At 59.4% G+C, this 20,598-nt stretch carries 12 protein-coding genes, 4 tRNA genes and 1 pseudogene; 11 read left to right on the plus strand and 6 right to left on the minus strand.

Annotated features, from left to right (window positions below; translation table 11 throughout):
- Positions 1-20 precede the first annotated feature (20 nt).
- The 6 genes from ACXPVS_RS10330 to ACXPVS_RS10355 form a co-directional block, all read right to left on the minus strand.
- Positions 21-1,586, minus strand: a complete 1,566-nt coding sequence (locus tag ACXPVS_RS10330; RefSeq protein WP_458509838.1) for an ABC transporter permease — start codon at positions 1,584-1,586, stop codon at positions 21-23.
- The gene (locus ACXPVS_RS10335) at positions 1,586-2,596 is read right to left on the minus strand and encodes an extracellular solute-binding protein (protein WP_458509839.1); all 1,011 of its coding nucleotides are present in this window, start codon (positions 2,594-2,596) and stop codon (positions 1,586-1,588) included. Before ACXPVS_RS10335 ends, ACXPVS_RS10330 begins: the two co-directional genes overlap by 1 nt.
- Before the next feature lie 247 nt (positions 2,597-2,843).
- Positions 2,844-2,930, minus strand: a tRNA-Leu gene (locus ACXPVS_RS10340).
- Between the two features lie 166 nt (positions 2,931-3,096).
- Positions 3,097-3,183, minus strand: a tRNA-Leu gene (locus tag ACXPVS_RS10345).
- Between the two features lie 166 nt (positions 3,184-3,349).
- Positions 3,350-3,436, minus strand: a tRNA-Leu gene (locus tag ACXPVS_RS10350).
- A 166-nt stretch (positions 3,437-3,602) separates the two neighbouring features.
- Positions 3,603-3,689 (minus strand) — tRNA-Leu (locus tag ACXPVS_RS10355).
- A gap of 226 nt (positions 3,690-3,915) precedes the next feature.
- Here ACXPVS_RS10355 and rnr point away from each other — a divergent pair.
- The 11 genes and pseudogenes from rnr to ACXPVS_RS10410 all read left to right on the plus strand — a co-directional run bounded on the left by rnr (position 3,916) and on the right by ACXPVS_RS10410 (position 20,569).
- Positions 3,916-6,546, plus strand: a complete 2,631-nt coding sequence (gene rnr / locus ACXPVS_RS10360; RefSeq protein WP_458509840.1) for a ribonuclease R — start codon at positions 3,916-3,918, stop codon at positions 6,544-6,546.
- Positions 6,543-7,310: a 23S rRNA (guanosine(2251)-2'-O)-methyltransferase RlmB gene (gene rlmB / locus ACXPVS_RS10365; RefSeq protein ID WP_458509841.1), complete on the plus strand. Its 768-nt coding sequence runs from the start codon at positions 6,543-6,545 to the stop codon at positions 7,308-7,310. Before rnr ends, rlmB begins: the two co-directional genes overlap by 4 nt.
- A gap of 250 nt (positions 7,311-7,560) precedes the next feature.
- Complete coding sequence (gene rpsF / locus ACXPVS_RS10370; RefSeq protein ID WP_003217491.1) at positions 7,561-7,983, plus strand: 30S ribosomal protein S6; 423 nt, start codon at positions 7,561-7,563, stop codon at positions 7,981-7,983.
- A 28-nt stretch (positions 7,984-8,011) separates the two neighbouring features.
- A complete protein-coding gene (rpsR, locus tag ACXPVS_RS10375; protein ID WP_002551829.1) occupies positions 8,012-8,242 on the plus strand; it encodes a 30S ribosomal protein S18 in 231 nt (76 codons plus the stop codon).
- 36 nt (positions 8,243-8,278) lie between these two features.
- A complete protein-coding gene (locus ACXPVS_RS10380) occupies positions 8,279-9,172 on the plus strand; it encodes a hypothetical protein (protein ID WP_458509842.1) in 894 nt (297 codons plus the stop codon).
- A 19-nt stretch (positions 9,173-9,191) separates the two neighbouring features.
- The gene (gene rplI / locus ACXPVS_RS10385; protein WP_458509843.1) at positions 9,192-9,638 is read left to right on the plus strand and encodes a 50S ribosomal protein L9; all 447 of its coding nucleotides are present in this window, start codon (positions 9,192-9,194) and stop codon (positions 9,636-9,638) included.
- A gap of 108 nt (positions 9,639-9,746) precedes the next feature.
- The gene (gene dnaB / locus ACXPVS_RS10390; RefSeq protein ID WP_458509844.1) at positions 9,747-11,141 is read left to right on the plus strand and encodes a replicative DNA helicase; all 1,395 of its coding nucleotides are present in this window, start codon (positions 9,747-9,749) and stop codon (positions 11,139-11,141) included.
- A gap of 101 nt (positions 11,142-11,242) precedes the next feature.
- Positions 11,243-13,546, plus strand: coding sequence for a YgiQ family radical SAM protein (locus ACXPVS_RS10395; RefSeq protein ID WP_458509845.1), 2,304 nt, complete (start codon positions 11,243-11,245; stop codon positions 13,544-13,546).
- A 219-nt stretch (positions 13,547-13,765) separates the two neighbouring features.
- Positions 13,766-17,041 (plus strand): annotated as a pseudogene (locus ACXPVS_RS10400) (transglutaminase family protein).
- An 88-nt stretch (positions 17,042-17,129) separates the two neighbouring features.
- The gene (locus tag ACXPVS_RS10405; RefSeq protein ID WP_458509846.1) at positions 17,130-19,616 is read left to right on the plus strand and encodes a circularly permuted type 2 ATP-grasp protein; all 2,487 of its coding nucleotides are present in this window, start codon (positions 17,130-17,132) and stop codon (positions 19,614-19,616) included.
- Positions 19,616-20,569, plus strand: a complete 954-nt coding sequence (locus ACXPVS_RS10410) for a transglutaminase family protein (RefSeq protein WP_458509847.1) — start codon at positions 19,616-19,618, stop codon at positions 20,567-20,569. Before ACXPVS_RS10405 ends, ACXPVS_RS10410 begins: the two co-directional genes overlap by 1 nt.
- Positions 20,570-20,598: the final 29 nt, after the last annotated feature.

Raw genomic sequence — 20,598 nt, forward strand, 5'->3', positions numbered from 1 at the left:
GCCAGCTCGCGATGACAATATCAGCGGCTCAGATACATCCGGGTCGTAAGTAAATAGACCGGCAGCCCCGACACCAAAATCAACAACGCCGCATAAGGCGCCGCCGCCGCAAACTCCACATTCGCGGTATGCGCCCAGACTTCCGTCGCCAGCGTGTTGAGTCCGGTCGGACTCAACAGCAGCGTCGCCGTCAGCTCTTTCATCGCATCCAGAAACACCAGCGCAAACGCGGCGCCCAATGCCGGGAAGATGATCGGCAGCGTCACCCGGCAAAACGCGCTAAAGGACGATGCCCCCAGCGTGCGTGCAGCCTCTTCCAGTTGCGGCGCAGCCTTGTTCAGCGCCGTGCGAATCGGTGCCTGCGCCAGTGGCAGAAACAACAGCGCATAAGCAATCAGCAGCAGCGCGGAAGTCTGATACAGCACCGGCACATAATGCAGGGCGAAATACACCAGCGTCAGTGCTATCACCAGTCCCGGCAGTGCGTGCAACAGATACGGCAAGCGATCGGCCCAGATCGCCAATTGGCCCTTGTGGCGCACCACCAGTAATCCCACCGGCACGGCCAGCACCAGGCACAGCGCCGCGCCGCCCAGTGACAGCGCCAGAGAGGAGAGCAGCGCCTCGCTGATCGCCGCCACCGGGAATGCTGCCGACGAACCCACTGCCAGCCAATACGCCAGCATCCCGAGCGGAATACCGCTGCCGATGATCGCCAGCGCCAGGCAATAAAGTTGTCCGGCAGCAGCCCAGGGCCCCAGCCTAACCTGTTCCGCATGCCGAGCCGCGCCCTGACCAGTACGCACGTGTCGGCCCTTGCCGCGTACGCGCAGTTCCAGCCAAAGCAGCATCAGGCACAGTGCTAGCAACACGGCGGAAAGCATCGCAGCATTTGCGTTACTGAATTCCAGTTCGAACTGTTGATAGATCGCGGTGGTGAACGTCTGCAAGCCGATGATCGACAACGCCCCGAATTCCACCAGCATGTGCAGTGCGATCAGCAGCGAGCCGGCGAGCAGTGACGGCCAGAGCAGCGGCAGAGTGATTCTGAAAAACACGCCCCATCGATTCTGCCCCAGAGTGCGGGCGGACTCTTCGAGGGAGGGATCGAGATTACGCAGGGTCGCCGCGACCGGCAGAAAAATCAGCGGATATTTGGACAGAGTCATCACCAGGATCGCCCCGCCCAAGCCTTCGAAATGAGCGCTCAGCGAGACCCAGGTGAAGCTGCTGACAAATGCCGGCACCGCGAACGGCAGGCACAAAATCACACCCCACAAGCGCCGTCCGGGCAAGTTGCTGCGCTCAAGCAGCCAGGCCAGCGACAGGCCGATCACGCCACAGGCGAGCGTCACACCGACCATCAGCGCCACTGTGTTGCGCAGCAGGCCAAACACATAAGGACGCCACAACAAATGCACCGCCTCAGCCCAGCCGGCCTGCCAGGTCTTGAGCCCGACATACGCCAGAGGCAACACGCTGAGCATCACCAGCAGCAAAACCGGTAGCAGCAGCCAGATCGATGGCCGCTTGCGCCGTGGCACATAACCCCCGCGCGCGACGGGGGCGGATAACGATGCGCTCATCAGTTCAAGCCAACGTCACGTTCCAGGTCGAGGGCTTCTTCGGCATTGCCGAGATCGGCTGGGGTGACTTTCGGTGCTTCCAGCTCGCTGAACGGTTTGAGCCCACGATCCGATTCCATGCCTTTGTGCAGCGGGTATTCGGCGGTGGTCTGGGTGATCACGCGCTGACCTTCTTCGCTGACCATGTAGGCGAGAAATTGCTGGGCTTCTTCGGGGTGCTTGCTGGATTTCAGCACGGCCGCGCTGGAAACAGTGATCAGTCCGCCGACGTCCGCGCCGGTGAAATAATGCAGTTTCGAATCGAGCTGGCCTTTTTCACGCTGCAAGGCGAACCAGTAATAGTTGTTCACCAGCACGGTAGCGACTTCGCCGTTCTCCACTGCCTTCAGCGCCACCATGTTGTTGCTGTAGGTTTTTCCGAAAGCCCGCAAGCCAGTCAGCCAATCTTCGGCTGCGTCCATTCCGTGCACTTTGATTATTGCCACGGCCTGTTCCTGGAATGCGCCGCTGGTAGGCACGAAGCCGACCTTGCCTTGCCATTTCGGATCGGAGAACTCCATGATCGATGTGGGCAGGTCTTTTTCGTCAATCAGTTTCGGGTTGAAGGCGACCACGCGGACCCGTGCGGTGACACCGATCCAGGTGCCGTTGCTGGCGACATAGTCTTTCGGCAGAACGGCTAGGGTGGCGGCGTCGGTCTGTGCCAGCAGGCCTTGTTCGCCGAGTTTGTTCAGTGGGGGCGACTCTTCGGTATAGATCACGTCGGCAGGGGATCGATCGCCTTCTTCGGCGACCTGGCTGGCGAGCTGATTGCTGCTGCCTTTGCGCACATTGACGTGAATTCCGGTCTTGGCTTCGAAGGCTTCGGCGATGGCATCGCCGACTTCTTTGTGTTGACCGTTATAGAGTGTCAGGGAAACCGGTTCGGCGGCTTGGGTGAGGGGAGTGGTGAGTGTCAGGCCGAGCAGGGTTAGGGTCAGGCCACGGCGCAGGGTATTTCGAAGCATCATTCGCAAGGTTCCTCACTGTCGCATTGCAAAAACTTGAAACAATGATAAACGATATTGTTTCTCAAGTGCGCCTTGCAGGGTTGGGAAGTCATTGCTGGAGCGGTTGTCGCAGATCTTGTATCCGTCGGGCGCAGGTTGCTACAGGGTCGTGTGGCTTTGCGCCGTTCTGGTTTTTCGAACGCCAGAAACGCAAAAACCCGCTTTCGCGGGTTTTTGTGAAATTTCAGATCGACTCTGAAATTTGAATTGGTGCCCAGAAGAAGACTCGAACTTCCACGACCTTGCGGTCACCAGCACCTGAAGCTGGCGTGTCTACCAATTTCACCATCTGGGCATAATCTTCAGCGTTGCCGCTGTTGATGTGGCGCACTATACGGAGCGCTTTTTGATCTGTAAACCCCTGATTTAGTTTTAATAAATCAGCGGCTTAGAATGCAAAAAACCCGCTTTCGCGGGTTTTTGTGTGAGCCTTGAAATTGATCTAATCTCAAGCTCGAAATTGGTGCCCAGAAGAAGACTCGAACTTCCACGACCTTGCGGTCACCAGCACCTGAAGCTGGCGTGTCTACCAATTTCACCATCTGGGCATAATCAACAGCGTTGCCGCTGTTGATGTGGCGCACTATACGGAGCGCTTTTTGATCTGTAAACCCCTGATTTAGTTTTAATAAATCAGCGGCTTAGAATGCAAAAAACCCGCTTTCGCGGGTTTTTGTGTGAGCCTTGAAATTGATCTAATCTCAAGCTCGAAATTGGTGCCCAGAAGAAGACTCGAACTTCCACGACCTTGCGGTCACCAGCACCTGAAGCTGGCGTGTCTACCAATTTCACCATCTGGGCATAATCTTCAGCGTTGCCGCTGTTGATGTGGCGCACTATACGGAGCGCTTTTTGATCTGTAAACCCCTGATTTAGTTTTAATAAATCAGCGGCTTAGAATGCAAAAAACCCGCTTTCGCGGGTTTTTGTGTGAGCCTTGAAATTGATCTAATCTCAAGCTCGAAATTGGTGCCCAGAAGAAGACTCGAACTTCCACGACCTTGCGGTCACCAGCACCTGAAGCTGGCGTGTCTACCAATTTCACCATCTGGGCATAATCAACAATGCGTCTGCGTCGTCGATGGCGCGCACTATACGGAGCGTCTTTTTAACTGTAAACCCCTGAGGTCGAAAAAACCTGGAAAATTTTACCAGCGGCATTTAATTCAGCTTCGCGCTGTCGATAAAAGGCTTTAGATGGGCTGTCATAGCCTGAAATTTCCCGTTTCATTACGCCTATGCCAAACTAACCCGCATATAGACAAGGTGAAAACTCTCTAATGGCCGATTGGCAGTCCCTCGATCCCGAGGCCGCTCGTGAAGCGGAAAAATATGAAAACCCTATTCCTAGCCGCGAACTGATCCTTCAGCACCTTGCTGATCGGGGTTCGCCTGCTAACCGTGAGCAACTGGTCGAAGAGTTTGGTCTGACTACAGAAGACCAGATCGAAGCCCTGCGCCGCCGCCTGCGCGCCATGGAGCGCGACGCTCAACTCATCTATACCCGTCGCGGTACCTATGCGCCGGTTGACAAGCTCGATCTGATCCTGGGCCGCATCAGCGGTCACCGAGACGGCTTCGGCTTTCTGGTCCCGGACGACGGCAGTGACGACCTGTTCATGAGCCCTGCGCAAATGCGTCTGGTGTTCGATGGCGATCGTGCTCTGGCCCGTGTTTCCGGTCTGGACCGTCGCGGCCGCCGCGAAGGCATGATCGTCGAAGTGGTGTCCCGTGCCCATGAGACCATCGTTGGCCGTTACTTCGAAGAGGGCGGTATTGGTTTCGTCGTCGCGGACAATCCGAAGATCCAGCAAGAAGTACTGGTCACGCCGGGCCGTAACGCCCGCGCTCAGATCGGTCAGTTCGTCGAAGTGAAGATCACTCACTGGCCGACGCCACGCTTCCAGCCGCAAGGCGACGTGGTTGAAGTGGTGGGTAACTACATGGCGCCGGGCATGGAAATCGACGTTGCCCTGCGCACCTACGACATTCCTCACGTCTGGCCTGAGGCTGTGCTGAAAGAAGCCGCCAAGCTCAAGCCGGAAGTCGAAGAGAAAGACAAAGAGAAGCGCATCGACCTGCGCCATCTGCCGTTCGTGACCATCGATGGTGAGGATGCGCGCGACTTCGATGATGCGGTCTACTGCGAAGCCAAGCCGGGCAAGCTGCGCCTGTTCTCCGGCGGCTGGAAGTTGTACGTGGCGATCGCCGACGTTTCCAGCTACGTGAAAATTGGTTCGGCGCTGGACAATGAGTCCCAGGTTCGCGGCAACTCGGTGTATTTCCCCGAGCGCGTCGTGCCGATGCTGCCTGAGCAGCTGTCCAACGGCCTGTGCTCGCTGAATCCGCACGTCGATCGTCTGGCCATGGTTTGCGAGATGACCATCTCCAAATCCGGCGAGATGACCGACTACTGCTTCTACGAAGCGGTGATTCACTCCCACGCTCGCCTGACCTACAACAAAGTCAGTGCCATGCTGGAAACGCCGAAACTCACCGAGGCGCGCCAGCTTCGTGGTGAGTACAACGACGTTCTGCCGCACCTCAAGCAGCTTTACGCGCTGTACAAGGTGCTGCTGGCTGCTCGTCACGTGCGTGGCGCGATCGATTTCGAAACGCAGGAAACCCGAATCATCTTCGGGACCGAGCGCAAAATTGCCGAAATCCGCCCGACCGTTCGTAACGATGCGCACAAGTTGATTGAGGAGTGCATGCTGGCGGCCAACGTGGCCACCGCCGAGTTCCTGAAAAAGCACGAAATCCCTGCGCTGTACCGCGTCCACGATGGTCCGCCGCCGGAGCGTCTGGAAAAACTGCGCGCTTTCCTTGGCGAGCTCGGCCTGTCCCTGCACAAAGGCAAGGACGGCCCGTCGCCGAAGGATTACCAGGCCTTGCTGGCGAGCATCAAGGACCGTCCGGATTTCCACCTGATCCAGACCGTTATGCTGCGTTCGTTGAGTCAGGCGGTGTACAGCGCCGATAACCAGGGCCACTTCGGCCTGAATTACGAAGCCTATACCCACTTTACCTCGCCGATCCGCCGCTACCCGGACTTGCTCACGCACCGGGCGATTCGCAGTGTCATCCATTCGAAAATGGACACCCCGCACGTTCGTCGCGCAGGCGCGATGAGCATTCCGAAAGCGCGCATCTATCCATACGACGAAGCGATTCTGGAGCAGCTCGGCGAGCAGTGTTCGATGAGCGAGCGCCGTGCCGACGAAGCGACCCGCGACGTCGTGAACTGGCTCAAGTGCGAGTTCATGAAAGATCGCGTGGGCGAGTCGTTCCCGGGTGTGATCACTGCCGTGACCGGTTTTGGTCTGTTCGTCGAACTGACCGATATCTACGTCGAAGGCCTGGTGCACGTCACCGCGCTGCCGGGCGATTACTACCACTTCGATCCTGTGCACCACCGCCTGGCCGGTGAGCGTACCGGTCGCAGCTTCCGTCTTGGCGATACCGTTGAAGTGCGCGTCATGCGCGTTGACCTCGACGAGCGCAAGATTGACTTCGAGATGGCTGAAAAGACCATCAGTGCGCCGATCGGTCGCAAGAAGCGTGGGGCTGAAACCGCTGCGCCAGCTGCCAAAACGGCTGCAGAGCCGGCCCCGGCGAAAACCGGTCGTCGTCCTGCCAAGGAAAAAGCCGTAGAAGCCTATCGCCCGAGCGATGCCGCGGCGAAAAATGCCGAATTGCGCAAAAGCCGCGAAATAAAGCAGACGCTACTGTCTGAAGCGAAGAGCGGCGGTAAAGCGGCGTCTGGGGGAAAGACCGGGCGGTCGGCGCCTGACAAGGCTCCCGGCGGCAAACCAGCCAAACCGAGCAAACACCGTAAAGGCCCGCCCAAAGCGGGTTCTGCTCCAGCCGCCAAAAGCGGCGGGGCGCGTAAACCGAAGGCCAAGCCATGAGTCAGTTGGAAAAGATCTACGGCGTGCACGCTGTAGAAGCGTTGCTGCGTCACCACCCAAAACGCGTCAAGCAGATCTGGCTGGCCGAAGGCCGTAGTGATCCGCGCATTCAGACGCTGATCGAGCTGGCTAAAGAAAGTCGCGTGGCCGTCGGCAACGCCGAGCGCCGTGAGCTGGATGCCTGGGTTGAGGGCGTGCACCAGGGCGTGGTGGCGGACGTGAGCCCAAGCCAGGTCTGGGGCGAGGCGATGCTCGACGAGTTGCTCGATCGCACCGAAGGCGCGCCGCTGTTGCTGGTGCTCGACGGCGTGACCGATCCGCACAACCTTGGTGCTTGTCTGCGCTCGGCTGATGCGGCCGGCGCATTGGCAGTGATCGTTCCGAAAGACAAGTCAGCCACCCTGACCCCGACGGTACGAAAAGTTGCTTGTGGTGCGGCGGAAGTGATTCCGCTGGTGGCCGTAACCAACCTGGCGCGCACCCTGGAAAAACTCAAGCAGCGTGGCTTGTGGGTCGTCGGTACGGCGGGCGAGGCTGAGCAGGACCTGTATCAGCAAGACCTGACCGGCCCGACCATCCTGATCATGGGTGCGGAAGGCAGTGGCATGCGTCGCCTGACTCGCGATCTTTGCGACTACCTGGTACGCCTGCCGATGGCTGGCAGTGTCAGCAGTCTCAACGTATCCGTGGCGACCGGCGTGTGCCTGTTCGAGGCCCTGCGCCAGCGCGGCGTCAAAGCCGCTGGAACCGCCAAGAAGTCCTGATCTGCTGCAAACCCCCTGCGGGAGCAAGCTCGCTTTCGCAGGGGGGTGTGGTGAAGCAAAAAATTGGTGGGCGAACGAACTGTTCAAATAATCACCAATTGCCTTGCACCTCTTCTATCCCTTCTCTACAATTGCGCCCCTTGCTGTGACGGCAGGCACGCATGTGTCTATCGCAAGCAAGTCCATAAGTGTCATTCACTCCTTGTCTGACCGCTTTTTAGCGGCAGGCTACAACCCGTAAGGAGCATTCATGCGTCATTACGAAATCATCTTTTTGGTCCACCCGGATCAAAGCGAGCAAGTCGGCGGCATGGTTGAGCGTTACACCAAGCTGATCGAAGAAGACGGCGGCAAAATCCACCGTCTGGAAGATTGGGGCCGTCGTCAACTGGCCTACGCAATCAACAATGTTCACAAGGCTCACTACGTGATGCTGAACGTTGAGTGCACTGGCAAGGCCCTGGCCGAGCTGGAAGACAACTTCCGCTACAACGATGCAGTGATCCGTAACCTGGTCATCCGTCGCGAAGAAGCCGTTACCGGCCAATCCGAGATGCTCAAGGCTGAAGAAAACCGCAGTGAGCGCCGTGAGCGTCGCGACCGTCCTGAGCACGAAGGCGCTGAAAGCGCTGATAGTGATGACAGCGACAACAGCGATAACGCTGACGAGTAATCCACGGACCTTTTGAGGAGCCTATTACATGGCACGTTTCTTCCGTCGTCGTAAATTTTGCCGCTTCACCGCTGAAGACGTGAAAGAGATCGATTACAAAGATCTCAACACTCTGAAAGCTTATGTATCCGAGACCGGCAAAATCGTTCCAAGCCGCATCACCGGTACCAAAGCACGTTATCAGCGTCAGCTGGCCACCGCTATCAAGCGCGCCCGCTTCCTGGCCCTGCTGGCCTACACCGACAGCCACGGCCGCTGAGACCGGGCAGTCGACACGTAGCAAAGGATTGAAAGCATGCGTGCCATAGCTGAGTTCATCATGCGCGGCCGTATGCAGGCCACTCTCGTAGTGGCCGGATGCGCAATATTGCCGTTGTTGTATTGGTTGGGTGCTGCCGCTGGTTGCCTTGTGCTCCTGCGGCGCGGATTGAAGGACGCCCTGGGCGTTCTTGCTCTGGGGCTGCTGCCAGCGTTGGTCTGGTGGCTTTACTCCGATGACCCACGGGCACTTCTGGTGCTGTTGGGGTCTTGGAGCCTTGCGTTGGTTTTGCGCGCAAGCGAGTCCTGGAACCGCGTGCTGCTGGTCAGCATAGCGATAGGAGTGGTGTTTTCAGTGGTGCTGGGGACGGTTTTTGGTCCTCAAATCGAGATGCTGGCGCAGGCTTTGATAAAAGTCATGCCGTCGCTACTCGGTGAGGTCTACCAGAAGTTGTCGGTAGACGAGCAAGCGCATTTTGCGTCCCTGATCGCACCGGTCCTGACCGGCCTGATTGCGGCCTTGTTGCAAATCGTCAGTGTGCTGAGCCTGCTTGTCGGGCGCTACTGGCAGGCGTTGTTGTACAACCCGGGTGGTTTTGGTCGCGAGTTTCGCGCCATCAGACTCCCGCTGGGGCTGGCGATGTTACTGCTGGCGTTCATGCTTCTGGGGCCGAACATCGGTCCGCAGATGGCCATGTTGACGCCGTTGTGCAGTGTACCGCTGGTGTTCGCCGGGCTGGCCCTGATTCACGGGCTGGTGGCGCAAAAGCGACTGGCCAGGTTTTGGTTGGTGGGGTTGTACGTCACGCTGTTGCTGTTCATGCAGCTGATCTATCCGTTGCTGGTGGTCTTGGCCATCGTCGACAGCCTGATTGATTTTCGCGGTCGTTCGACGCCGAAAGACGTCGATAGCGCGAACGGTGAAGGTTAAAAGTTAAGAGGATTTTCACATGCAACTGATCCTTCTGGAAAAAGTCACCAATCTGGGCAACCTGGGTGACAAAGTGAACGTTAAGGCTGGTTACGGTCGTAACTACCTGCTGCCTTACGGCAAAGCTACCGCTGCGACCGCTGCCAACCTGGCTGCGTTCGAAGAGCGTCGCGCTGATCTGGAAAAAGCCGCAGTAGACCGTAAAACTTCGGCTGAAAGCCGTGCCGCCCAACTGGCTGAGCTGGAAGTGACTATCACTGCCACCGCCGGTGACGAAGGCAAGCTGTTCGGCTCGATCGGCACCCACGACATCGCTGATGCACTGACCGCCTCTGGCGTTGAAGTTGCAAAAAGCGAAGTTCGTCTGCCGAACGGCACTATCCGCAACGTAGGCGAATTCGACGTAGCCGTGCACCTGCACGCCGAAGTTGAAGCCACCGTACGCGTTGTCGTGGTAGCAGCTTAAGCAGCACTTGTCGGCTGGTACCTTCGGGTGCTTGCCGGTAACATCGGGCACGATCCTGTTTACAGGTCGTGCCCTTTGTCTTTCTGAAACCTCCAATTCCAAGTGGCCATGAACGATATTTCCGCACCCGAGCAATACGATCTGCAAACCGCTGCCCTGAAGGTGCCGCCGCATTCCATCGAGGCCGAACAGGCCGTGCTCGGTGGTTTGATGCTGGACAACAACGCCTGGGAACGCGTGCTTGATCAGGTGTCGGACGGCGACTTCTATCGACATGACCACCGCTTGATCTTCCGTGCGATCGCCAAGCTCGCCGACCAGAACTCGCCGATCGACGTCGTGACCCTTGCCGAGCAATTGGACAAGGAAGGTCAGACCTCGCAAGTCGGCGGCCTCGGATACCTTGGCGAACTGGCAAAAAACACGCCGTCCGTCGCCAATATTAAGGCTTATGCCCAGATTGTCCGCGCGCGGGCGACCTTGCGCCAACTGATCGGCATTGCCTCCGAGATTGCTGACAGCGCCTTCAACCCGGAAGGCCGCTCGGCTGAAGAGATTCTCGACGAAGCCGAACGGCAGATTTTCCAGATCGCCGAGGCCCGGCCAAAAACCGGCGGCCCGGTGAGCGTGAATGACTTGTTGACCAAGGCCATCGACCGCATCGACACCTTGTTCAACACTGACAACGCCATTACCGGCCTGTCCACCGGTTATACCGACCTCGACGGCATGACCAGCGGCCTGCAACCGTCTGACCTGATCATCGTCGCCGGCCGTCCATCCATGGGTAAAACCACCTTTGCGATGAACCTGGTGGAAAACGCCGTGCTGCGCAGCGACAAGTGCGTATTGGTTTATTCGCTGGAGATGCCAGGCGAATCGCTGATCATGCGTATGTTGTCGTCCCTCGGCCGGATCGATCAGACCAAGGTTCGTGCCGGTCGCCTGGAAGACGACGATTGGCCGCGCCTGACATCGGCGGTCAACTTGCTCAACGATCGCAAGCTGTTCATCGACGATACGGCGGGTATCAGCCCCTCGGAGATGCGAGCGCGGACTCGGCGACTGGTGCGTGAGCACGGCGATGTCGGCCTGATCATGATCGACTACCTGCAATTGATGCAGATCCCGGGTTCGAGTGGCGACAACCGGACCAACGAGATTTCTGAGATCTCCCGATCCTTGAAGGCCCTGGCCAAAGAGTTCAACTGCCCGGTGGTGGCGCTGTCCCAGCTCAACCGCTCCCTGGAGCAACGACCGAACAAACGTCCGATCAACTCCGACTTGCGCGAATCCGGAGCGATCGAGCAGGATGCCGACGTGATCATGTTCGTGTACCGGGACGAGGTGTACCACCCGGAAACGGAGCACAAAGGCATCGCCGAGATCATCATCGGCAAGCAGCGGAACGGCCCGATCGGTACCTCTCGACTGGCGTTCATTGGTAAGTACACCCGCTTCGAAAACCTGGCGCCGGGCAGCTACAACTTCGACGACGAGTAAGTTGCCGAGGGTTTTAATTTCCGACCATAGCGGTCGGAATTGGTTATTTTTTGTGCTATATTCCGCGCCCGCGATTTTTCATCTCAACACCGGTCATCGTCATGCAAACAGCCAAGCCGTTATTTGACTATCCCAAGTACTGGGCCGAATGTTTCGGTCCAGCGCCATTCCTGCCGATGAGCAGGGAGGAGATGGATCAGCTTGGCTGGGATTCATGCGACATCATCATCGTCACCGGTGATGCGTACGTTGACCATCCCTCGTTCGGCATGGCGATCATCGGCCGGCTGCTGGAGTCGCAAGGCTTCCGCGTCGGGATCATTGCCCAGCCAAACTGGCAGTCCAAAGACGACTTCATGAAACTCGGGGAGCCGAACCTGTTCTTCGGCGTCGCGGCCGGCAACATGGACTCGATGATCAACCGCTACACCGCCGATAAAAAAATCCGCTCAGATGACGCCTACACCCCGGGTGGCTTGGCGGGCAAACGTCCGGACCGCGCGAGCCTGGTTTACAGCCAGCGTTGCAAGGAAGCCTACAAGAACGTGCCGATCGTTCTCGGTGGCATCGAAGCGTCCCTGCGCCGCATCGCCCACTACGACTACTGGCAGGACCGGGTTCGCAACTCGATCCTGATCGACGCCTGCGCCGACATCCTGCTTTACGGCAACGCCGAGCGTGCGATCGTTGAAGTCGCGCAGCGTCTGTCTTACGGGCACAAGATCGAAGACATCACTGATGTGCGCGGTACCGCGTTCATCCGTCGCGACACGCCAAAAGACTGGTACGAAGTCGATTCCACGCGCATCGACCGTCCGGGCAAGATCGACAAGATCATTAACCCGTACGTGAACACCCAGGACACCCAGGCTTGCGCCATTGAGCAGGAAAAGGGCCCGGTTGAAGACCCGAGCGAAGCCAAGGTCGTGCAGATTCTGGCGAGCCCGAAAATGACTCGCGACAAGACCGTGATTCGCCTGCCATCGGTCGAGAAAGTCCGCGCTGATGCGGTTCTTTATGCTCACGCCAACCGCGTGCTTCACCTGGAAACCAACCCGGGCAACGCCCGTGCGCTGGTGCAGAAGCACGGCGAAGTCGACGTCTGGTTCAATGCGCCTCCAATTCCGATGACCACCGAAGAAATGGACTACGTGTTCGGCATGCCCTATGCGCGCATTCCGCACCCGGCGTACGGCAAGGAAAAGATCCCTGCCTACGACATGATCCGCTTCTCGGTGAACATCATGCGTGGCTGCTTCGGCGGCTGCACCTTCTGCTCGATCACCGAGCACGAAGGCCGGATCATCCAGAACCGTTCCGAAGAGTCGATCATTCGCGAAATCGAAGAGATCCGCGACAAGGTTCCAGGTTTCACCGGCGTCATATCCGACCTCGGCGGCCCGACCGCGAACATGTACCGCATCGCCTGCAAGACCCCGGAAATCGAATCTGCGTGCCGTAAGCCGTCGTGCGTGTTCCCGGGCATTTGCCCGAACCTGAACACCGATCACTCGTCGCTGATTCAGCTGTATCGCAGCGCCCGCGCCTTGCCGGGTGTGAAGAAGATCCTGATCGCTTCCGGTCTGCGCTACGACCTCGCGGTCGAGTCGCCGGAATACGTCAAAGAGCTGGTGACCCACCACGTCGGTGGTTACCTGAAGATCGCCCCGGAACACACCGAGGAAGGTCCGCTCAACCAGATGATGAAACCGGGCATCGGCAGCTATGACAAGTTCAAGCGCATGTTCGAGAAGTACTCCAAGGAAGCCGGGAAAGAGCAGTACCTGATTCCGTACTTCATCGCCGCTCACCCGGGCACCACCGACGAAGACATGATGAACCTGGCCCTGTGGCTCAAGGGCAACGGCTTCCGTGCCGACCAGGTGCAAGCGTTCTATCCGTCGCCGATGGCCACGGCCACCGCGATGTACCACTCGGGCAAGAACCCGCTGCGCAAAGTCACTTACAAGAGTGACGCCGTGACCATCGTCAAGAGCGAAGAGCAGCGTCGTCTGCACAAAGCGTTCTTGCGTTATCACGACCCGAAAGGCTGGCCGATGCTGCGTGAGGCGCTGACCCGCATGGGACGCGCCGACCTGATCGGGCCGGGCAAGAACCAGTTGATCCCGCTGCATCAGCCGGCGACCGACAGCTACCAGAGCGCCCGTCGCAAGAACTCGACACCGGCCGGCAGCCATAAAGTGGCAGGGGAAAAGACCACCAAGATCCTGACCCAGCACACGGGCTTGCCACCGCGCGCCAGCGACGGCGGTAATCCGTGGGACAAGCGTGAACAGGCCAAGGCAGCGGCGTTCGCCCGCAACCAGCAGGCGGCCAAGGAGCGTAAGGACGCGGCCAAAGGCAAGGGGCCGAAGCCTGCTCGTAAGCCGGTTGTACCGCGCTAAACCTCGCTAGCGCTGAGCAGAACGCCAACCTTCGGGTTGGCGTGATCGTTCCAAACCCTCCCTCCGCAACATTTCCGTGCAACTCCTCCTGACCAAATCCCCGCATCGCCCGATTTTGGTGCTGTACTGCCTCAAGCAACCGCAGAAAGCGCCAGCGCTGCTGGATGGCATAAGTCTTGCGCGCTTTCGAAAACGCTTAAGGCTCGCAGGAGGCACGCCGTGTCGATTCATGTCGCATTGCACCACGTCACGCATTACCGCTACGACCGCGCCGTCGAACTCGGTCCGCAGATCGTTCGCCTGCGCCCGGCCGCCCACAGTCGCACGCGGATACTCTCCTACGCGCTGAAAGTGTCGCCCGAGCAGCACTTCATCAACTGGCAGCAGGATCCCCAGGGCAATTACCTGGCGCGGTTGGTGTTCCCGGAGAAAACCGATGAGCTGCGGATCGAAGTCGATCTGCTGGCAGAGATGGCGGTCTTCAATCCGTTCGACTTCTTCCTTGAACCCTACGCCGAAAAAATCCCGTTCGCCTACGCTGCGGATGAGCGCAAAGAGCTGGCGCCGTACCTGGAAACCTTGCCCCTGACGTCAACGTTCAAGGCTTACCTGGATGGCATCGACCGCACGCCACTGCCCAGCGTTGATTTCCTCGTTGCGCTCAATCAGCGCCTGAACGAAGACGTCGGCTACCTGATCCGCATGGAGCCAGGCGTACAAACACCCGAACACACACTCGAGCAGGCTTGCGGTTCCTGCCGCGATTCGGCATGGCTCTTGGTGCAACTGCTGCGTAACCTCGGTCTGGCGGCGCGTTTCGTCTCCGGGTACCTGATCCAGCTCACCGCTGACGTTAAAAGCCTCGACGGCCCGTCAGGCACTGACGTGGATTTCACCGACCTGCACGCCTGGTGCGAGGTCTATTTGCCGGGTGCTGGCTGGATTGGCCTGGACGCGACCTCAGGGCTGTTTGCCGGTGAAGGACACATTCCGCTGGCCTGCAGTCCCGATCCGGGCTCTGCGGCACCGATCAGTGGCTTGGTTGAACCATGCGAGTGCGAATTCACCCACGAAATGTCGGTGGAGCGGATTTGGGAAGCACCACGGGTAACAAAGCCCTACAACGAAGAGCAATGGCTGGCGATCCAGGCCTTGGGTCAGCAGATCGACGCCGACCTGCTGGAGGGTGATGTACGACTGACCATGGGTGGCGAGCCGACGTTTGTGTCCATCGATGATCCGGACGGTGCCGAGTGGAACACTGCCGCACTTGGGCCAGACAAACGGCGCCTGTCCGCCCAACTGTTCCAGCGCATGCGCAACCACTATGCCCCTAAAGGCCTGGTGCATTTCGGTCAGGGTAAGTGGTACCCCGGCGAGCAGTTGCCACGCTGGTCGCTGAACTGCTACTGGCGCCGCGACGATGTGCCGATCTGGCACAACAGCGCGTTGATTGCCGATGAGCAGCAAGACTACGGTGCCGATGGCGAGCTGGCCGGTCGTTTTCTGGCCAGCGTCGCCGAACGCCTGAAAATTCCGACACGCTTTGTGTTTCCGGCCTACGAAGACAATTTCTATTACCTCTGGCGCGAAGGCACTTTGCCGCAGAACGTCAGCGCGGAAGACTCACGTCTTGAAGAGCCTCTGGAGCGTGCGCGCCTGCGCAAAGTCTTCAGTCAGGGGCTGGACAAAGTCATCGGTCAGGTCCTGCCGCTGGCACGTACCGCCAAGGGCGATCAGTGGCAAAGTGGCCGCTGGTATCTACGCGATGAGCATTGCCGACTGGTGCCGGGGGATTCGCCGCTGGGCTATCGCTTGCCGCTCGGCTCGCAGCCTTGGGTGAAAGCGGCGGAGTATCCGTTTATTCATCCTGTGGACCCGAATCAGGATTTCCCTGCATTGCCCGACACTGAGCAACTTCAGAGCCAAGGCGAGTCAGCGGTTGCTGATGAGCGCGCACCCACGATCGATGAATCCGCCGACTGGCTGACCCGCACCGCGTTCTGTGCGCAGGCGCGAGAAGGGCGGTTGTACCTGTTCATGCCGCCGCTGGAGCGGGTCGAGGATTATCTGGAACTGGTCAGTGCCATCGAAGCCACCGCCGAGGAGTTGCACTGCCCAGTGTTGCTGGAAGGCTATGAGCCGCCCGGCGATCCGCGCCTGAGCAACTTCCGAATCACGCCCGACCCGGGTGTGATCGAGGTCAACGTGCAACCGTCCGCGACGTGGGATGAGCTGGTCGAACGCACCGAATTTCTTTACGAAGAAGCGCGCCAGACCCGACTGACCACCGAAAAATTCATGATCGATGGCCGGCACACTGGCACCGGCGGCGGTAACCATTTCGTGCTGGGTGGCGCGACCCCGGCTGACTCACCGTTTCTGCGTCGTCCGGATTTGCTGCGCAGCCTGATCAGCTACTGGCATAACCATCCTTCCTTGTCCTACCTGTTTTCCGGATTGTTCATTGGCCCGACGTCGCAGGCGCCACGGGTCGATGAAGCGCGCAACGATGCGTTGTATGAACTGGAAATTGCTTTCGCTCAGATGCCTGAGCCGGGTGAGAAGTGCGCGCCGTGGCGGGTGGATCGGCTGCTGCGCAACTTGCTGATCGACGTGACCGGCAACACCCACCGTGCCGAGTTTTGCATCGACAAACTGTATTCACCGGACGGTGCTACCGGTCGCCTTGGATTGCTCGAACTGCGCGCGTTTGAAATGCCGCCCCATGCGCGCATGAGCCTGGCTCAGCAGTTGTTGCTGCGGGCACTGGTGGCTCGGTTCTGGCGCGAGCCTTATGCGCCGCCGAAACTGGCGCGCTGGGGCACTGAGCTGCACGATCGTTTTCTGTTGCCGCACTTCATCGAACAGGATTTCGCCGACGTTATCGTCGACCTCAATACCGCCGGTTATCCCGTGCGCGCCGAGTGGTTTGCGGCGCATCTGGAGTTTCGTTTCCCCAAGGTTGGCGATTAGGCGGTCAGCGGCATTGAGTTGCAATTGCGCCAGGCGCTGGAGCCTTGGCATGTGCTGGGAGAGGAGGGCGCGGTTGGCGGCACGGTGCGTTACGTGGATTCGTCGCTGGAACGCTTGCAGGTCAAACTCACGGGCTTGGCGCCGCAGCGTTATCTTCTGACCTGCAACGGCATCCCGGTGCCATTGCAACCCACCGGACGGGTTGGCGAATTTGTCGCTGGCGTGCGTTTCCGCGCCTGGCAACCAACCAACTGCCTGCAACCGACCATCCCGGTCCATGCGCCGTTGGTGTTCGACCTGCTCGACACCTGGATGCAGCGCTCGCTGGGTGGTTGTCAGTACCACGTTGCCCATCCGGGCGGGCGTAACTACGACAGCTTGCCGGTGAACGCCAATGAGGCGGAGAGCCGTCGAATGGCGCGTTTCTTCCGCATCGGACATACACCGGGGAAACTTCCTATACCCAATATGGAAATTAACGACGAGCTGCCGATGACGCTCGATTTACGACGTTTCTAAACCGTACGCGATGCTCGGACTTTTCGTATGTCCGGCCGTCATGAGCTTGCGTTAGTCTGACCGTTCTTTGCTGTCTGCCGAGCTTTCCATGCCTGACCTGCTTGACCGCTACCCGCTGACGGCGGGCACTTATCACGAACTGCTCGACGCCAGTGGCGTCGTGCGCCCGCACTGGCGTCGGTTGTTCGATCAATTGCAACGCAGCACGCCAACGCAATTGGTGCAGCGTCAGGCGCTGCTGACCCGGCAGATTCAGGAAAACGGCGTGACCTACAACGTCTACGCCGACCCCAAGGGTGCCGATCGTCCGTGGGAACTTGATCTGTTGCCGCACGTCATTGCTGCGGATGAATGGCAGCAGTTATCGGCCGGGATCGCCCAGCGAGCACGCTTGCTCAATGCTGTGCTGGCGGATCTGTACGGCCCGCAACGGTTGATCGCTGAGGGTCTGCTGCCTGCTGAACTGGTCTTCGGCCACAACAACTTCCTCTGGCCTTGTCAGGGCATTACGCCACCCGACGGGGCTTTTCTGCATCTGTACGCCGTGGATCTGGCGCGTACGCCCGACGGTCGCTGGTGGGTCACGGCGGACCGGACGCAAGCGCCATCCGGTGCCGGTTACGCCCTGGAAAACCGCACCATCGTGTCCCGGGCCTTTCCCGAGCTGTACCGCGATTTGAAAGTGCAGCACCTGGCCGGGTTCTTCCGCACGCTTCAGGAAACCCTGGCCCGTCAGGCGCCGAGTGATGACCAAGTGCCGCTGATCGTGCTGCTCACACCGGGGCGTTTCAACGAAAGCTATTTCGAACACCTCTATCTGGCGCGCCAGCTCGGCTATCCGCTGGTAGAGGGCGGCGACCTGACCGTGCGGGATGCCTCGGTCTACCTGAAAACCTTGAGCGGACTGCGTCGGGTCCACGCGATCATGCGGCGGCTCGACGATGACTTCTGTGATCCGCTGGAGCTGCGCACCGACTCGGCCCTTGGCGTGCCGGGATTGCTGGAAGCGGTACGCCAAGGGCGAGTGCTGGTGGCCAATGCCCTCGGCAGCGGCGTGCTGGAGTCGCCGGGGTTGTTGGGCTTCCTGCCGAAGATCAATCAATTGCTGTTCGGCGAAGAACTGATTCTGCCCTCCATCGCGACCTGGTGGTGCGGTGAAGCACCAGTGCTGGCTCAGGCCCTAGAAAAATTGCCGCAGTTGTTGATCAAACCGGCTTTCCCGTCACAGAGCTTCGCTCCGGTGTTTGGCCGTGATTTGAGCGAAAAGCAGCGTCAGGAGCTGGCCGAGCGCATGCAGGCCAGGCCTTACGCCTATGTTGCGCAAGAATTGGCTCAGCTCTCTCAAGCCCCGATCTGGCAGGCTGAAGAGGGGCATCTGCAACCTCGGGCCATTGGCATGCGCGTGTACGCTGTGGCCAGTCGCGAGGGTTATCGGGTTCTGCCCGGCGGCCTCACCCGGGTTGCCGCCGAGGCTGACGCCGAAGTGGTGTCGATGCAGCGCGGTGGCGCGAGCAAAGACACCTGGGTGTTGGGCGATCGCCCGCCGAGCGGTGAACAATGGGAAACCCAGCGTACGATCGGTGTCCACGACCTGGTAAGACGTGATCCGTACCTGCCGTCGCGGGTGGTGGAAAACCTGTTCTGGTTCGGCCGTTACTGCGAACGCTGTGATGACAGCGCGCGGTTGCTGCGAATCATGCTGGCGCGTTATGTCGATGGCGATGACCCGCAAGCCCTTGAGGCGGCGGTCGATCTGGGTGAGCGGTTAATGTTGTTGCCCGATGAAGGCGAGTTGCCGGAGCGTTTGCTGGCGGCATTGCTCGGCGATGACTGGTCGTTCAGCCTGCGCTCCAACCTGCAACGTTTGCAGTGGGCTGCCTCGCAGGTGCGCGGCAAGCTCTCGCGGGAAAACTGGCAGGCGCTGGTGGAGTTGCAGCGCGAGGCCTTGGAGCTGGAAGCCGAAGAGCCGGATTTCGGCGAATTGCTGGATTTCCTCAACCGTTTGGTGATGTCCCTGGCGGCGTTATCCGGTTTCGCCCTCGACGACATGACCCGGGACGAAGGCTGGCGCTTCCTGATGATTGGCCGCCGGATCGAACGCCTGCAATTTCTCAGCGCCAGCCTGGCGGCATTTCTACGCGGTGCCGGTGCTTTCGATCAGGCCGGGCTGGAATGGCTGCTGGAGCTGGGCAACAGCAGCATCACTTACCGTTCGCGGTATCTGGCGGTGGCGCAATTGATTCCGGTGCTTGACCTGTTGCTGCTCGACGAGCAGAACCCTCACGCCGTGCTGTTTCAGTTGAAACTGGTGACTCGTACCTTGAAACGCTTGAATGACGACTTCGGCGTGCCTCGCGAAGCGGGGTTGCCGCCGTTGGTGGAACGCTTGGCACAGTTCGATCTGGGATGCCTGGAGAACTCGCTGTTTGGCGAAGCCAGCGTTCGGGCGGCCATTGAGGGGTTGGCCGACCTGTTGCAGGAGATCGCCGACGCCAGTGGGCAAGTGTCGGATCGTTTGGCCTTGCGCCATTTTGCCCACGTCGATGATGTCAGCCAGCGCACGGTGTCCGTCTGATGAGCGCCCATTACCAGATTCTCCACGACACCCATTATCACTACGACAGCCCGGTGTCCCTGGCTCAGCAACTCGCGCACCTGTGGCCGCGTGCATGTGACTGGCAGCGCTGCACCGAGCAGCAATTGCAGATCAGTCCCGATCCGACTTCGCGCCGCGATGAGCTGGATGTGTTCGGTAATCCGCTGACCCGGTTGGCGTTCGAGCGGCCCCACGATGAATTGCTGGTCAATGCCCGGCTCACTGTCGAAGTGCTGGCCCGGCCTGCGCTGGATTTCAATCAATCCCCCGCATGGGAGGAAACCCGCAACGCGCTGACCTACAGCAGTCAGCCGCTTTCCCCCGAATTGCTGGAAGCGTGTCGTTACCGGTTCGAATCGCCCTACGTGCACTTGAAACGCAACTTCGTCGAGTTTTCCGAAAGCTGTTTTCCATCGGGTCGTCCGCTGCTGTTGGGTGTTCAGGCGCTGATGGAGAAGATCTTCAGCGAGTTCACCTTCGATGCCGAGGCGACCCAAGTGGCGACGCCGCTCGTGGAAGTGCTGGAGCGCCGGCGCGGTGTTTGTCAGGACTTCGCTCACCTGATGCTCGCCTGCGTGCGCTCCCGTGGGTTGGCGGCGCGGTACATCAGTGGCTACCTGTTGACCCAGCCACCACCGGGCCAGCCGCGCCTGATCGGCGCTGATGCGTCACATGCCTGGGTTTCAGTGTTTTGCCCGGTGCTCGGCTGGGTGGATTTCGACCCGACCAACAACGTGCAGCCGGCGCTGGAACACATCACCTTGGCCTGGGGCCGGGATTTTTCCGATGTCTCGCCGTTGCGTGGAGTCATTCTTGGGGGCGGCAGTCATGATCCCGAGGTTCGGGTGACGGTGATGCCCTTGGAGTCATGCAGAATCAATGAGGGATGTGCAAATAGTATGTGGGCTGGGAGTATTCAGATTGACCTGTGAGGGTCAGCAACATCGTTGCTGACCCTGGA

The sequence above is a fragment of the Pseudomonas sp. Ma2-10 genome (genome assembly GCF_054330215.1).